This is a genomic window from Cronobacter dublinensis subsp. dublinensis LMG 23823 (assembly GCF_001277235.1).
Taxonomy (GTDB): Bacteria; Pseudomonadota; Gammaproteobacteria; order Enterobacterales; family Enterobacteriaceae; genus Cronobacter; species Cronobacter dublinensis.
On sequence record NZ_CP012266.1, the window covers coordinates 4,005,761 to 4,021,918 of the forward strand.

The 16,158-nt window shown below is 59.0% G+C and carries 11 protein-coding genes and 1 riboswitch; of the genes, 3 read left to right on the forward strand and 8 right to left on the reverse strand.

The annotated features are described in order from the left end of the window. Positions 1 to 2 precede the first annotated feature (2 nt). From yjbE to AFK67_RS23100, 3 genes are all read right to left on the reverse strand, one after another. Positions 3 to 251: an exopolysaccharide production protein YjbE gene (gene yjbE, locus AFK67_RS18530; protein ID WP_007709184.1), complete on the reverse strand. Its 249-nt coding sequence runs from the start codon at positions 249 to 251 to the stop codon at positions 3 to 5. Positions 252 to 631: 380 nt separating this feature from the next. Beyond that, positions 632 to 2,281, reverse strand: coding sequence for a glucose-6-phosphate isomerase (gene pgi / locus AFK67_RS18535; protein ID WP_007709178.1), 1,650 nt, complete (start codon positions 2,279 to 2,281; stop codon positions 632 to 634). Positions 2,282 to 2,491: 210 nt separating this feature from the next. Next, on the reverse strand, positions 2,492 to 2,929 hold the full coding sequence (locus tag AFK67_RS23100; RefSeq protein ID WP_155885897.1) for a hypothetical protein: 438 nt from the start codon (positions 2,927 to 2,929) through the stop codon (positions 2,492 to 2,494). A gap of 127 nt (positions 2,930 to 3,056) precedes the next feature. After that, positions 3,057 to 3,250, forward strand: a riboswitch (Lysine riboswitch). 109 nt (positions 3,251 to 3,359) lie between these two features. On the opposite strand from AFK67_RS23100, the gene lysC reads away from it, so the two are divergent. Continuing rightward, a complete protein-coding gene (gene lysC / locus AFK67_RS18545; RefSeq protein WP_007709172.1) occupies positions 3,360 to 4,712 on the forward strand; it encodes a lysine-sensitive aspartokinase 3 in 1,353 nt (450 codons plus the stop codon). Between the two features lie 21 nt (positions 4,713 to 4,733). On the opposite strand, the gene AFK67_RS18550 is transcribed toward lysC, so the two are convergent. The 3 genes from AFK67_RS18550 to AFK67_RS18560 are packed head-to-tail and all read right to left on the reverse strand — an operon-like array spanning position 4,734 to position 7,898. Beyond that, positions 4,734 to 5,519 (reverse strand): nucleotidyltransferase domain-containing protein, encoded by a 786-nt coding sequence (locus AFK67_RS18550; RefSeq protein ID WP_007709169.1) that lies wholly within the window; start codon positions 5,517 to 5,519, stop codon positions 4,734 to 4,736. Between the two features lie 16 nt (positions 5,520 to 5,535). Continuing rightward, a complete protein-coding gene (locus AFK67_RS18555) occupies positions 5,536 to 6,762 on the reverse strand; it encodes an RtcB family protein (protein WP_007709167.1) in 1,227 nt (408 codons plus the stop codon). Positions 6,763 to 6,764: 2 nt separating this feature from the next. Next, a complete protein-coding gene (locus tag AFK67_RS18560) occupies positions 6,765 to 7,898 on the reverse strand; it encodes a slipin family protein (RefSeq protein WP_038884588.1) in 1,134 nt (377 codons plus the stop codon). 474 nt (positions 7,899 to 8,372) lie between these two features. Here AFK67_RS18560 and rtcR point away from each other — a divergent pair, with 474 nt between their 5' ends. Together rtcR and AFK67_RS18570 are read left to right on the forward strand one after the other, a co-directional pair. Continuing rightward, the gene (rtcR, locus tag AFK67_RS18565; RefSeq protein WP_007709149.1) at positions 8,373 to 9,965 is read left to right on the forward strand and encodes an RNA repair transcriptional activator RtcR; all 1,593 of its coding nucleotides are present in this window, start codon (positions 8,373 to 8,375) and stop codon (positions 9,963 to 9,965) included. Positions 9,966 to 10,052: 87 nt separating this feature from the next. Beyond that, complete coding sequence (locus AFK67_RS18570; protein WP_007709147.1) at positions 10,053 to 10,325, forward strand: YjbD family protein; 273 nt, start codon at positions 10,053 to 10,055, stop codon at positions 10,323 to 10,325. Positions 10,326 to 10,409: 84 nt separating this feature from the next. Here AFK67_RS18570 and AFK67_RS18575 read toward each other — a convergent pair whose 3' ends face one another. Continuing rightward, positions 10,410 to 12,041, reverse strand: coding sequence for a Na/Pi cotransporter family protein (locus AFK67_RS18575; RefSeq protein ID WP_007709142.1), 1,632 nt, complete (start codon positions 12,039 to 12,041; stop codon positions 10,410 to 10,412). A gap of 280 nt (positions 12,042 to 12,321) precedes the next feature. Next, positions 12,322 to 16,005, reverse strand: coding sequence for a methionine synthase (metH, locus tag AFK67_RS18580; RefSeq protein ID WP_038884591.1), 3,684 nt, complete (start codon positions 16,003 to 16,005; stop codon positions 12,322 to 12,324). Positions 16,006 to 16,158 lie beyond the last annotated feature (153 nt).

The following is a 16,158-nucleotide window of genomic DNA, read 5'->3' on the forward strand; positions in this document are numbered from 1 at the left end:
GTTTACTGGGTGGTGCTGGTGGTGGTGGTAGTGGTGGTACCGGTATTGGAACCATCACCGCCGCCGGTGGCGGCAAGCGCCACACCGACTACCGACCCTACAGTGCTTGACGCGGTGGCGCTGGAGCTGCCCACCGACACGGAGGTTGCTGCCGAGCCTGCCGCTTCACCGACGCTAACCGGTTCAGCCTGGGCTGAGGCAGCAGCGCCCAGCGCTGCAATGGCGAAAACGCCACTAAGGATTTTCTTCATATCAATTTCCCTTCATTGAATGAATGGAGATTTACCCGAAAAGATTTTCAGGCGCTTCCGAGTATACACAACAACCCCTGTCGGTTTACGACACAGGGAAATAGGCACAGGGTTTTAGGATAATTAGACAAATAACGCGAGATGGCATAATGAATTTTATATAAATCGCATATTTTTCAATTTGTTATAATATATACCTGCAAGATGTTTATCCGGTTTATCTGAAACCCTTCCGGCGTGCGTAAGCCGGGCGCGGCGATTTTCGGATTAACCTCAAGATTAAAGAGTAGCGGGAAGACGGCGGACAACAAGATTTATCTGAGAAAAAAATGCCGGCATATTGCCGGCATCATTACGCTTATTTTTCAGGGCTGCTGCTCTCAGCCGCGCCAGGCTTTATAACGGTTAATTAAGCCGTTGGTCGAGCTGTCATGGCTGTCGATCGCTTTCTCATCGCCAAGCTCCGGCAGGATGCGGTTAGCGAGCTGCTTGCCAAGCTCCACGCCCCACTGGTCGAAGGTGAAGATGTTCAGGATTGCGCCCTGGGTGAAGATTTTGTGCTCGTAGAGCGCAATCAGCGCGCCCAGGCTGAATGGCGTTATCTCGCGCAGCAGAATGGAGTTGGTCGGGCGGTTGCCCTGGAACACTTTAAACGGCACCACGTGATCGAGGGTTTTCGGATCTTTGCCCTGCGCGGCGAATTCCTGCTCCACGACCTCGCGGGATTTACCGAACGCCAGCGCCTCGGTCTGGGCGAAGAAGTTAGACAGCAGCTTCGGATGGTGGTCAGAGAGCGGGTTATGCGTGATAGCCGGCGCGATGAAATCGCACGGCACCAGCTTGGTGCCCTGGTGGATCAGCTGGTAAAACGCGTGCTGGCCGTTGGTGCCCGGCTCGCCCCAGATAATCGGGCCAGTCTGGTAATCCACGGCGTTGCCGTTGCGGTCAACGTATTTGCCGTTGGATTCCATGTTGCCCTGCTGGAAGTACGCCGCGAAACGGTGCATGTACTGGTCGTACGGCAGGATCGCTTCGGTTTCCGCGCCAAAGAAGTTGTTGTACCAGATGCCAATCAGCGCCAGCAGCACCGGCAGGTTTTTGTCGAGCGCGGTGGTGGAGAAGTGCTGGTCCATCGCGTGCGCGCCGGAGAGCAGCTCGACAAAGTTGTCGTAACCGACAGACAGAATAATGGACAGGCCAATCGCCGACCACAGGGAGTAACGGCCGCCGACCCAGTCCCAGAATTCAAACATATTGGCGGTGTCGATACCGAACTCGCCGACCGCTTTGGCGTTAGTGGAAAGCGCCGCGAAGTGCTTCGCCACGTGTTTTTCATCACCGGCCGTGTTCAGGAACCAGTCACGCGCGCTGTGGGCGTTGGTCATGGTTTCCTGGGTGGTGAAAGTTTTGGAGGCGACCAGGAACAGCGTGGATTCCGGGTTCACGTTTTTCAGCACTTCGGCGATGTGAGTGCCATCGACGTTAGAGACGAAGTGCATGTTCAGGTGGTTTTTGTACGGACGCAGCGCTTCGGTCACCATGAACGGGCCGAGGTCAGAGCCGCCGATACCGATGTTTACCACGTCAGTAATAGGTTTACCGGTATAGCCTTTCCATTCGCCAGAGATAATCGCTTCGGAGAATTTTTTCATTTTCTCCAGTACGGCGTTCACTTCCGGCATGACGTCTTTGCCGTCCACCAGAATAGGCGTGTTGCTGCGGTTGCGCAGCGCGACGTGCAGCACGGCGCGGTCTTCGGTGCGGTTAATCTTCTCGCCGGAGAACATGGATTTGATAGCGCCCGCCAGATCGGTCTCTTTTGCGAGATCCAGCAGTTTGCTGAGCGTTTCTTCGGTGATGCGGTTTTTGGAGTAGTCCACCAGCATCAAATCATTGAAGGTGGCAGAGAATTTACTGAAGCGGTCGGCGTCGTTGGCGAAGAGCTCAGCGATCGTGACCTCTTTCATGGCGTCAAAGTGATTCTGTAGTGCCTGCCAGGCAGAAGTCTGCGTTGGGTTGATGTTTTTCATAGCAATACTCTTGTGATTTGAGAATCGTGACTGCGGTCGATTGTAGCGCCAGTCGCTGAAATTGTGATGATTTTTATCATAAGGCCGGACGCAAGCCTTCCCAGAGACCAGAGCAAAGTATAGCCGTTATAAGTTATTTTCCTGGCAGGCCGCGTAACATGAAAAATCCCCATGACCGTATCGTTGACAATCCCCCGGCCAAACCTTTATTTATGAATACGTCCCGCTACGATGCGCGCTGCGCGCCATCTGCCGGACAATTTTATAGTGTTTCAGGCGCAATACATGGAAACCTGAAATAGCTGAAAACCGATACTCCAGCATTTCGTTTTGCCAGGCCAGACATGCCGCGGGAAAACAAATAGCAATGAGTCGCTGTTTTCCAAAATAGTTCGGGATGTGGCAAGGCGGTAAGCGAGAAAGCAAACGCACGCTCAGTCTGAACAAAACCGATACTCCAGCATTTCGTTTTGCCGCAAGGCGGCGACGCAGCGAATCCTCAGGAGCATACAAAGGTATGTGACTGGGGTGAGCGAGGAAAGCCAACGCTGCGGGAAAACAAATAGCAATGAGTCGCTGTTTTCCAAAATAGTTCGGGATGTGGCAAGGCGGTAAGCGAGAAAGCGAACGCACGCTCAGTCTGAACAAAACCGATACTCCAGCATTTCGTTTTGCCGCAAGGCGGCGACGCAGCGAATCCCCGGGAGCATACAAAGGTATGTGACTGGGGTGAGCGAGGAAAGCCAACGCCGCAGCAGGACGAAAGGCGCAGAGTATCGCCGGAAGAGGCGCGTCGCCCAGGTAGCGTGTGCAAGGAGCCAGTCCTGCGACCACACGTAATGGGGAGCGACGCCGAGGTAGCGCGGCGTCTGGCAACGTTCGCTATCGACTGCAGGGGCTGAATCCCCTGGGTTGTCACCCGAAGCGCCCGCAGTCGGACGCTTCGCAAGGTGGAGCGCTTCTGGGTGAATGTGGTTGTGGTTTTTCCCGTCTGCGTCCGCCCCCTTACCGCTCTCTCCTTGTGCCATGGCTGATAAACGTTGTGCCATCACGGATGGCTCCCTGACACGAGGTAGTTATGACAAATTCTTTAGTGGTCGCTAAATTTGGCGGCACCAGCGTGGCGGATTTCGACGCCATGAACCGCAGCGCCGATGTCGTCCTGGACGATGGCAAGGTCCGCCTGGTGGTGCTTTCCGCCTCCGCTGGCATCACTAATCTGCTGGTGGCGCTGGCCGAAGGGCTGGAAGCGACCGAGCGCTTTGTAAAGCTCGACGCCATCCGCAAAATTCAGTACGACATCCTGGAACGCCTGCAAAACCCGGCGGTTATCCGTGAAGAGATCGACCGTCTGCTGGAAAACATCGCCACCCTTTCGGAAGCCGCGTCGCTTGCCACCTCTACGGCGCTGACCGACGAGCTGGTCAGTCACGGCGAACTCATGTCCACGCTGCTGTTTGTCGAGATCCTCCGCGAACGTGACATGCAGGCGCAGTGGTTCGACGTGCGTAAAGTGATGCGCACCAGCGACCGTTTTGGCCGCGCCGAGCCGGATGTCGCGGCCCTCGCCGAACTCTGCGCACAGCAGCTCGCGCCGCGCCTGGCGCAAGGACTGGTCATCACGCAAGGGTTTATCGGCAGCGAAGCCAAAGGACGCACCACCACGCTTGGCCGCGGCGGCAGCGACTATACCGCCGCCCTGCTCGCCGAGGCGTTACAGGCGCGCCGCGTCGATATCTGGACGGACGTGCCGGGCATCTACACCACCGACCCGCGCGTGGTGCCTGCCGCGAAACGCATTGATGAAATCGCCTTTGAAGAAGCCGCCGAGATGGCGACCTTCGGCGCCAAAGTGCTGCACCCGGCGACCCTGCTGCCGGCGGTGCGCAGCGATATTCCGGTGTTTGTCGGCTCCAGCAAAGATCCGCAAGCGGGCGGCACGCTGGTGTGCAACAAAACCACGCACCCGCCGCTGTTCCGCGCGCTGGCGCTGCGCCGTAAACAGACGCTGCTCACGCTCCACAGCCTCAACATGCTGCACTCGCGCGGTTTCCTCGCGGAGGTGTTCAGCATCCTGGCGCGGCACAATATTTCGGTCGATCTGATAACCACCTCGGAAGTGAGCGTGGCGCTGACGCTCGACACCACCGGCTCGACCTCAACCGGCGATACGCTGCTCACCCAGGCGCTGTTGACCGAGCTCTCCTCGCTCTGCCGCGTGGAAGTGGAAGAGAACCTGGCGCTGGTGGCGCTGATTGGCAACGATCTCTCTAAAGCCTGCGGCGTGGGTAAAGAAGTGTTTGGCGTGATGGAGCCGTTCAACATCCGCATGATTTGTTACGGCGCATCCAGCCATAACCTTTGCTTCCTGGTGCCGGGCCACGAAGCCGAGCAGGTCGTGCAGAAGCTGCATCACAATCTGTTTGAATAAGAAAAAAATGGCCTGACATCGTCAGGCCATTACCGTTTCATACAGCAGCTTATCTAACAGACTCGCCTGCGCTTTTTCGCTGTGCGGCAGGTCGGGCGGGATTTCACCGCGCGCGAGCTCTGCGGCGATGAACGCGTGTATCCGCGGCATCGCCGCGCCATACTCGGCCTCGTCCGCCCGCTGTTTTCTCGCCAGCAGTACGTCGATGTCGTCACGCAGCAGCGGATTGTCCACCGTGCCATCCAGTAAGTCGACAAAACGCATCGGCGGCGCGCCCTTGCCTGCTTCTATCCAGCGCACCGCCAGCAGCGGGCGCAGCACGTAAAAATATTTCTTCAGCCGCACCTGCTCGCCCTGCAAATAGCTGTGAAAGTTTTTGCGCGCCATCGAGTAGTAGTGCCAGCGCGCCCGCTCGGCGGAGAACCACAGCGGCACCTGTTCGCGCAGCGCAGCGATGGCGGTTTCATCCTGCTGATAGACGACGGGCGAATCGAGCCACTCGATAAGCGTCGGGTTCGCACGCTTGAGCAGCCCGAGCGCTTTGCGCCACTCCCAGCCGCAGACGTCGAGCGTATCGTCTATCGGCAGTTCGATGACATCGCGCGGCGCATCAACTCGTAAATACCACGCGGGCGGATGCACATAGAGAAAGCGCACGTCATAGTCGCTGTCCGGCGAGGCAAAGCCCCAGCCCCGACTGCCCGACTCACAGGCGTAAAGCACCTTCACGCCATACTTTTCTTCCACTTCGCTTAACACCTGCCGCACGCGCTCGCGCATGGCGGCGTCTACGCCGTTCAGTTCCATGTTGTTTTCCTTAAAATTATCCCTTAACGCACACGACCTGACGCAGCGTATGCACAATTTCCACCAGCGATGACTGGGCGGCCATCACGGCCTCGATGTCTTTATACGCCATCGGGATTTCGTCAATGACGTCACTGTCTTTACGGCACTCCACGTGCGCCGTGGCGCGGATCTGATCTTCCACCGTGAAGCGTTTTTTCGCCGCGGTACGGCTCATGGTACGCCCGGCGCCGTGGCTGCATGAGCAGAAGCTCTCTTCATTACCCAGCCCGCGCACGATAAAGCTTTTCGCGCCCATCGAGCCTGGGATGATCCCCATCTGCCCTTTCTGCGCCGACACCGCGCCTTTACGCGTGACCAGAATCTCCTCACCAAAGTGCGTCTCCTTCTGCACGTAGTTATGGTGGCAGTTCACGGCCTCCTGCTGCGTCATAAACGGCTTCGTGATGATGGCGGACAGCGCGGCCAGCACGCGATTCATCATCACTTCACGGTTCTGACGGGCGAAATCCTGCGCCCACTCTACCGCCTCGATGTAATCGGCGTAGTGTTTGCTTCCCTCTTCAAAATACGCGAGGTCGCGGTCAGGCAAATTAGCGATATGGCGCTGCATATCTTTCTGGGCAAGCCCGATAAAGTGCGTGCCGATGGCGTTACCCACGCCGCGCGACCCGCTGTGCAGCATCACCCAGACGCGCTCCTGCTCATCAAGACAGATTTCGATAAAGTGGTTACCGGTACCGAGCGTTCCCAGGTGCTGATGGTTATTAGTTTTCAGCAGGTTGGGGTATTTATCGGTCAGGCGCTTAAAGCGCGGCGCGAGCGTCGCCCAGTGGTTATCCACATCCTGCGGCGTGTTCGACCACGACCCGTGATCGCGCTTACCGTGGCCGACGTTACGCCCGTGCGGCACGGCCCGTTCGATAGCGCTGCGCAGCCCGCTCAGGTTATCCGGCAGATCGCGCGCGACAAGCGAGGTGCGTACCGCGATCATCCCGCAGCCGATATCGACACCCACCGCCGCCGGGATAATCGCCCCTTTGGTCGGGATCACACTGCCGATGGTCGAGCCTTTCCCCAGATGCACATCCGGCATCACCGCCAGATGTTTAAAGATAAAAGGCATCTTCGCCGTTTTCAGGAGTTGCTCGCGCGCTTCCGGCTCTACCGGCACGCCGTGCGTCCACATTTTTACCGGTGCGCCGTTAGCCTGCGCCAGCGTCTGATAGTGGTTCTCGCTCATTTTCATACTCCTTTAATCTGTACCAGACCCTGCAGCACCTGATCCAGGCCGCCGAAAACGGAGATCTTATCGATACGCTCCGCCACTTTCTCCAGGGTTTCGAGTTCTTTCAGTCGCAGGGCGACCGGGTTGTTTTCCATCACCTTCGCGGTGTTCAGCAGCGAACGGGTCGCGGCGGTCTCTTCACGGCGGCGGATAACATTCGCCTGCGCGGATTTTTCCGCCTCCACCAGCCGCGATAAAATCGTTTTCATGTCGCCCGGCAGCACTATGTCTTTTACGCCGGTTGACGCGACTTCGATGCCGAACGGCGCCATTCGGGCAATCACCTGCGCGCTCACCACGTCGTCGATGACCTGCTTGTTTTCCAGCAGTTCATCGAGCGTGCGGGTGCCGACCGCCTCGCGCAGGGCGAACTGTAATTCGCGGTATAAGTGCTCCAGCGGTTTGGTGAGCTGGCTGTACGCCTGCAACACGTCCTGATAACGCCAGTTCGCGCCGAGGTTAATGCGCAGGTTCACTTTATCTTTGGTCAGGATCTCCTGACCGGAGACTTCCATCGCCTGGAGGCGCGTATCCACCACTTCGGCTTCCACCAGATGGTTGATTTTCCAGTATGCGCTCAAGCCTGGCGGCAGCAGCGGCTGGGTCACCCCGTCGATTTTCAGCACGCCCACGTGCCACGCCGGTACGTTGACGGTAAGGAGCGCATCGCGGCCCTTCACCGCCGCGTCGCGACCGCGCGGCTGCAATACCGCGTTCATGATCTCCGTCGGCACCTGGACATCGCGGGTGTCGATAGTCACGGCGCGCAGGCTATCGCCATCACGCCAGAAGAGACGACGCGCGCCCGGCGGGATAATCTCCACCAGCACATTGTTGCGCCACAGCGCCGCCGTTTCGTTATCGGCGGTATCGACCGCCAGGCAATAACGCTCTACCCATTCTGGCTGAAAACGGCGCAGATAGTCGGCAAGCTCAGGCGCCACGTCGCCGCTGTTCAGCGCGACCACGGTCACCTCCGGTTTGTTAAACCACGGCAGGCGATGCTCGCCCGCTTCCAGCACCTGATAAAAGTCGCCCTGTTTTGCCAGTAAGCCCAGCTGGCCTTTACGAATCGTCAGTTTGTTATTCATTTTTATCCCTTACTGTTAAAGCTGGCGCGAATAACGGCGCGAAGCGAAAGGGGGAAGCAACCGCTGCTCTGGTCTTTTCTGCCTGCCGCCCGGCGCCGTTACCGGCGTCAGCGTGTGGCGGTCGTTAACCACCCGACCGCCGGGGTACTGCTGAGATCGTTTCTCTGGGAGGAGAAAAGCATGTTCAGGAGTCGAACCTGATAAACCGAAAGTTTTCCACGTCATGTCTGGCGGAACGCCCCCTGGATAACGTATTACCGTTCCCGGTGCGCCGGCGGGGTCTTTAACCCCTGCATATCCAGCGTGATGACGAGCTAATCTTTGCCAGAAGCGTGCCAGTTTCAGTTAAGGGAAAAATAATTTTTTAATTTGTTGATTTTTATGAATTAAATTTTTCAAATCTGTCGGGACGGTTCACCTGAAAAACGCTATGATTTATCCATAATTATCGGTATTTATCTTTAAGGATAAGCAATGCAAAAACGTCGGGTGGTGATTGGCATGCTGGGTACGGTACTGGATCAGCGGGGTAAACGCGCCAACCGCTGGACGAAATGGCGGCCCTCTGTTGCGCTGTGCCAGCAGCCGGATTTGCCTGTCGATCGCGTTGAACTGCTGCATCAGGCGCGCGACGCGTCGCTCGCCGAGCGGGTCACGGAAGACATCGCCGCCGTCTCGCCGGGTACGCAAGTGCGCACGCATACCGTCGTGATGGACGACCCGTGGGATTTCGAAGAGGTCTACGCCGCGCTGCTGGATTTCGCCACGCGCTATACGTTTGATACCGACCACGAAGAGTATCTGGTGCATATCACCACCGGCACGCATGTAGCGCAGATTTGCTGGTTCCTGCTGACGGAAGCCCGCTATCTGCCTGCGAGTCTGCTGCAAACCAGTCCCGCCCACCGCGACGTGACGGACGCCGAAAAAGCCATCGGCACCAGTTCGGTTATCGATCTCGATTTAAGCCGCTACGCGACGCTCACCAGCCGCTTTCAGCGCGAGCAGCAGCAGTCGGTCTCGTTTCTGAAGTCGGGCATCGACACCCGCAACGCCACCTTTAACCGCCTGATCGACCAGATCGAGCGCGTGGCGCTGCGATCCACCGCGCCCATCCTGCTGACCGGGCCCACCGGCGCGGGCAAATCGTTTCTGGCAACGCGTATTTTCCAGCTGCGTCAGGCGCGGCACCTGGTGCAGGGGCGGCTGGTGTCGGTGAACTGCGCGACGCTTCGTGGCGATAACGCGATGTCGACGCTGTTCGGCCACGTTAAAGGCGCGTTTACCGGCGCGCAGCAGGCGCGGCCAGGGCTTTTGCGCGAGGCCGATGGCGGCGTGCTGTTTCTTGATGAGATAGCCGAGCTGGGGCTCGACGAACAGGCGATGCTGCTCAAAGCCATTGAGGAAAAAACCTTTTTCCCGTTCGGCTCGGATAAAGAGGTACAGAGCGATTTTCAGCTGATCGCGGGTACGCATCGCGATATGCCAGCGTGGGTCGCCGAAGGGCGTTTTCGCGAGGATCTCTACGCGCGTATTAATATGTGGTCGTTCGCGCTGCCGGGCCTTGCCGAGCGGCGCGAGGATATCGCGCCCAACGTGGAGTATGAGCTGCAACGCTTCTCCGCCCAGCAACAGGCGCAGATCCGCTTTGATAAAACCGCGCGGGAGGCCTACCTCGCCTTTGCCTGCTCGCCACAGGCGCGCTGGCCGGGCAACTTTCGCGAGCTGGGCAGTTCGGTGGCGCGCATGGCGACGCTTGCTGAACAGGGGCGCATCACGGACGCGCTGGTGGAGGAGGAAATCGCCCGCCTGCAAGCGAGCTGGCAGCCGCGGTCAGCCCCTGACGCCGCGCTGCCTGTTGATGCGGCAACGCTTGATCTCTTCGACAGAGATCAGCTGGCGGCGGTGATCGCCGTGTGCAGGCGCAGCGCCTCGCTCTCCGATGCCGGTCGCACGCTGTTTGCCGTTTCACGCCAGAAAAAGGCCAACCCTAACGATGCCGACCGGCTGCGTAAATATCTGGCGCGCTTCGGGCTGAGCTGGGAGAGCGTCAGAGACGCCGGATGAAATAAGCACGGCAAAACCGGGCGTAGTTACTGTGTTGCCTGCGGCGTTGCGCTACACTGGCGGCTCACCCCCTGAGGAGTCGCTACCATGTCCCTGCCCCGACTGACCCAGAAAGAGATGACAGAAAGCGAACAGCGCGAGTTAAAAACCCTGCTCGACCGCGCCCGCATCGCTCACGGCCGCCCGCTGACCAATTCCGAAGCGAATCACGTTAAAAAAGAGTACATCGACAAGCTGATGGCGCAGCGCGAACTGGCCGCCAAACAAACCCGCAAACAGAAAAAAGCGCAGGCGTATAAACCTGACAGCGAAACGACCTTTTCGTGGTCCGCCAGCACGCCGGTGCGCGGCAGGCGTTAACGCCAGCGCGCCCAGCCTGTACGACAAAATAAAAAAACCTCGCCACAGGCGAGGTTTTTTGTAAGCGCTGAAACGGGTTGCCGGTTACTCCTCCAGCCTTTCCTCATCGTCGTCCGGCTGTTCCAGAATGCTGTAAGCCACGGCGCAGAAGAGCGAGTTGAGGCGTTTCATATCGCCAAGCAGCCCGAGATGCAGCGAGCTGGTTTCGATGCTCTGCACGTTTTGCTGATGCAACCGGTCCACGTGCGCGTGCGCATAGCGGCGGTTAAGAATGCGGAAACGATGCTTGTAGCGCCGCAGGCGGCGGGCGCTCGGCACATCGCCGGAGAAAAAGACCGACAGGCTCAGCTTCAGGTTGGCGGTAAGCTGGCTCAGCAGCGTGTCCAGCTCTTTGACGCCTTCCGGCGAGAACGCGCGGCGCGCGGCGAGGGATTTATCCGCCACCTCGCTGCCCATGCGCTCCAGGATATCCGCCGCCTGTTCAAGGTTGAGCGACATCTCAATGATTTCCGCCCAGCGCTTCGCTTCGTCCTCCGCCAGGTCTTCTTTCGGCATGCGCGCCATGTAGAGCTTAATGGCGGTATAAAGCACGTCGACATCATCGGCAAGCCGTCGCAGCGCCTTTTCCTGGCGCGGCTCGCCGTGCATCACCTTGCCGTAGACCTCCAGCATCTGTTCCAGCACATCGCCGATGCGCAGCGTTTCGCGCGCCGCGTTGGCAAGCCCGAGCGCCGGGGTGTCCAGGGCGCTGGGATCGAGATGGCGAGGCTTCATGCGCAGATCGGTTTCCGGCGCATCGGCAATCAGGCGCTGGCACAGCCGCGCCATCCAGCCCGCGAACGGCACCATCGCCAGACAACGGATGAGGTTGTAGAAAACGTGGAAGTAGATGACCAGCTCCGACTCCTCCAGCGGCAGCTTATGCAGCGTTTGCGCCAGCAGGTGTACGAAAGGCAGCACCAGCAGGCTGCCCACCAGCTTAAACAGCAGGCTGCCGAGCGCCACGCGTCGCGCCGCCGGGCTGGCGGCCCCGTTGTTGAGCATCGCCAGCAGGCCGGAGCCTAAGTTCGCGCCGATCACCAGACAAAGCGCCACCTCAAACGAGATAACATCCGTGGCGGTGAGCGTGGCGGTGAGCAGTACCGCCGCCAGGCTTGAATAGCTGATGACGGCGAACATGGCGCCGATCAGCGCATCGAGCATGAGATCGCCGGTGAGCGAGGCGAAAATAACCTGCACGCCGGAGGCGTTGGTGATGGGCGTGACCGCCTGCACGATAAGCTCCAGCGCCTGGAGGATCAGCCCAAGCCCGATGGCGACGCGTCCCAGTTGCCCGGCGCGGGTCTGCTTGCGGCCCAGAAAGAAGATGACGCCGATGAAAATCAGCAGCGGCGAGAGCCAGGAGAGATCGAACGTCAGCACGCGCGCCATTAGCGCCGTCCCGACATCGGCGCCGAGCACGATAACCAGCGCAGGCGTGAGCGCCACCAGCTCCTGCGCGACAAACGAGGTGACGAGCATCGTGGTGGCGTTGCTGCTTTGCACCAGCGCCGTCACGCCAATGCCCGCGCAGAAGGCGAGCGGTTTTTTCTCCACGCTGCGGCTAAGCACGCTGCGCAAGCGCGCGCCGAAGACGCGCATGACGCCGGTACGCACAATGTGTGTGCCCCAGACCAGCAGCGCCACAGCAGAAAGCAGGTGTAACAGCGTTAACACGGCTTCTCCTTACAATGAGAGTTCCTGAGTGTCATGAGACGAGGCGCATCAACAGGTTATCGACCGCGCCTGTCATCATTATAAGAGGTTAATCAAAGGAAGTCGGCGGGACGGTGATGTATGGCGGATGGCATCACTGGCGGGTGCGCTGCGCTTACCCGCCCTACCAATCCATCCAGCGAATTTTATCCGGTCCAGGATGGGTAAGCGCAGCGCACCCACCGGCGTACAGAAGCAAGCGTCTGGCCGTCGGCGGCGAAGCCAGGCCAGAAGGGTGAAACTACTCGGCGTCGTAGCCGAGGTTCGCCGCCAGCCACCGTTCTACGTCACTTACGCTCATGCCTTTGCGCTGCGCGTAATCCTCCACCTGGTCACGCTGGATTTGCGCCACGGCGAAATATTTGCTCTCCGGGTGGCTGAAATACCAGCCGGATACCGACGCGCCAGGCCACATGGCATAGGATTCGGTGAGCTTCATGCCGATGCGGTTTTCCACATCAAGCAATTGCCAGATAGCCGCTTTTTCGGTGTGCTCCGGACACGCGGGGTAACCCGGCGCCGGGCGGATACCCTGGTAATTTTCGCGGATAAGCTCTTCATTGCTGAGGTTCTCATACGGCGCATAACCCCACAGCACTTTACGCACGCGCTCATGCAGGTACTCGGCGAACGCCTCCGCCAGACGGTCCGCCACCGCTTTCACCATGATTTTGTTGTAATCATCGTGCTGTGCATCGAAGGCTTCCGCCAGCGCGTCCTCTTCCAGCCCGCCGGTGACGGCAAACGCGCCGAGGTAATCAGCTTTGCCGCTGTGCTTCGGCGCCACGAAATCCGCCAGACAATAGTTCGCAAAGCCCACTTTCTCGGTCTGCTGACGTAAGTGATGGCTCACTGACAATACATGCGTGCGCGTCTCGTCACGGTAGATTTCGATATCGTCGCCAACGCGGTTCGCCGGGAAGAGCCCCACCACGCCGCGCGGCGTGAGCGATTTATTGGCGCTCAGCGCGTCGAGCATCTCATTGGCGTCTTTAAACAGCCGCTGCGCCTCTTCGCCCACAATCTCATCTTCAAGAATGCGCGGGTATTTCCCGGCCAGCGACCAGGTCATAAAGAACGGCGTCCAGTCGATGTAGTTACGCAGCGTTTCAATGCTGGCGACCACCTCTTCAACGCCCAGACGATGCGCTGCGGGCGGCGTGTAGCTCTCCCAGTCGAACGCCAGATCGTTCTCGCGCGCGGCGGCGATCGTCACCGGCGGCGTGCGCGGCTTTTTACGCGCATGCTGAATACGCACGGTTTCATACTCTTTACGGGTGCGCGCCACAAAGTCGTTACGCAGCGTGTCGGAGAGCAGCGAGGAGACCACGCCCACGGTGCGCGAGGCGTTCTGCACATAGACGGTCGGCCCGCTGTAGTTCTGCTCGATTTTAACCGCCGTATGCGCTTTGGAGGTGGTAGCGCCGCCAATCAGCAGCGGCAGCGTAAAGCCCTGGCGCTCCATCTCTTTCGCCACGTTAACCATCTCATCGAGCGACGGCGTAATCAGCCCGGAAAGCCCGATAATATCGGCGTGCTCTTCGCGCGCGGTTTTGAGGATTTTATCGGTCGGCACCATCACACCGAGATCGATAATCTCGTAGTTGTTGCACTGGAGCACCACGCCGACGATGTTTTTGCCGATGTCATGCACGTCGCCTTTTACGGTCGCGAGCACGATTTTGCCGTTGCTCTTGCCGACCTCTTTGCTCGCCTGAATATAGGGCTCCAGGTACGCCACCGCCTGCTTCATTACGCGCGCGGATTTCACCACCTGCGGCAGGAACATTTTGCCTTCGCCGAAGAGATCGCCGACGACATTCATGCCGTCCATCAGCGGCCCTTCAATAACCTCAATCGGGCGTGCGGCCTGCTGGCGCGCCTCTTCGGTATCCTGTTCGATAAATTCGGTGATGCCTTTCACCAGAGAATATTCGAGACGCTTTTTCACGTCCCACGAGCGCCATTCGGCCTGCTGGGTGTCAGCCGCCGCATCGCTTTTACTGCCGCGGTATTTTTCGGCCAGCGCCAGCAGCCGCTCGGTGCCGTCAGCGCGCCGGTTGAGGATCACGTCCTCGACCGCGTCGCGCAGCTCGGCCGGAAGGTCGTCGTAAATCGCGAGCTGCCCGGCGTTCACGATGCCCATGTCCATGCCGTTGCGGATAGCGTAGTAGAGGAACACGGCGTGAATGGCTTCGCGCACCGGATCGTTGCCGCGAAACGAGAACGACACGTTCGAGACGCCGCCGGAGATCAGGGCGTGCGGCAGCTCGCGTTTAATGTCTTCACACGCGCCGATAAAGTCCTGCGCGTAGTTGTTGTGCTCGTCGATGCCTGTTGCGACCGCGAAAATGTTCGGGTCGAAGATAATATCTTCCGGCGGGAAGCCCACCTCTTCAGTGAGAATTTTGTACGCCCGGCGGCAAATTTCGATTTTGCGCTCGCGGGTGTCAGCCTGGCCCACTTCGTCAAACGCCATCACCACGACTGCCGCGCCGTAGCGCCGCACCAGTTTTGCGTGATGTACGAACGTTTCAACGCCCTCTTTCATCGAAATGGAGTTAACGATGCCCTTGCCCTGAATGCACTTCAGCCCTTTTTCGATAACGTCCCATTTCGAGGAGTCGATCATAATGGGCACGCGGGCGATGTCCGGCTCGCCGGCAATGAGATTGAGGAAACGCACCATCGCCGCTTCGGCGTCGAGCATCCCCTCATCCATGTTGATATCGATAATCTGCGCGCCGCTCTCGACCTGCTGGCGCGCCACGTCCAGCGCCTCGCTGTATTTCTCTTCTTTGATAAGTCGCTTGAATTTAGCGGAGCCGGTGACGTTGGTGCGCTCGCCGACGTTCACAAACAGCGAATCGTCGCCGATATTGAGCGGCTCAAGGCCCGCCAGGCGGCAGGCGACCGGCACGGCCGGAAGTTTGCGCGGCGGCACGCCGTCCACCGCGCGGCACATGGCCGCGATATGTTCCGGCGTGGTGCCGCAGCAGCCGCCGACGATATTTAAAAAGCCCGACTCCGCCCACTCGCGGATCTGCGCGGCCATGACGTCGGCATCTAAATCATATTCGCCAAAGGCGTTCGGCAGCCCGGCGTTGGGGTGCGCGGTGACGTAGCATTCGGCGATGCGCGACAGCTCGGCCACGTACTGGCGCAGCTCATCCGGGCCCAGCGCGCAGTTAAGGCCAAACGTCAGCGCGTCGGCGTGACGCAGCGAGTTGTAAAACGCCTCGGTGGTCTGGCCCGACAGCGTGCGGCCCGAGGCGTCGGTAATAGTGCCGGAAATCATGACGGGCAGCTCGACGCCGAGCGCCTCGAACTCCGCTTTCACGGCGAAAATCGCGGCCTTGGCGTTGAGCGTGTCGAACACGGTTTCGATAAGGATAAGATCCGAGCCGCCTTCGATCAGCGCGCGCGTGGATTCGCGGTAGGCGTCCACCAGCTGGTCAAAGGTGACATTTCGAAAGGCCGGATCGTTAACATCAGGAGAAATAGACGCTGTGCGGTTAGTGGGCCCTAACACACCGGCTACATAGCGCGGTTTTTCCGGCGTCCGCGCCGTCCATTCGTCGGCACAGGCGCGGGCAAGTTTCGCGGCCTCCAGGTTGATTTCCGCCGACAGCGATTCCATCTGGTAATCGGCCATCGCGATGGTCGTCGAGTTGAAGGTGTTAGTTTCGATAATATCGGCGCCCGCTTCGAAGTAGGCGTAGTGAATAGCCGCGATGATGTCAGGCTTTGTGAGCACCAGCAGATCGTTGTTGCCTTTAAGATCGCACGGCCAGTCGGCAAAACGCGCGCCGCGGAAATCTTCTTCATCCAGACGATAGCTCTGGATCATGGTGCCCATACCGCCGTCCAGCACCATAATGCGTTCAGCTAGTTGCCGGTGCAGCTGTTCAGTTTTGCTACTCACATATGCTCCTGATACTCGACTCAACCCAGGCCGGAAAGGCCAGCAAACCATACTGGCATAAAGCGATCGGGCGGGAAAGGCGCGCGGCGGTAACTTGAGACATGTTCATTATTGACTGATCCGATGAGTTGCCTGGCGGTTGCATTATCGCCA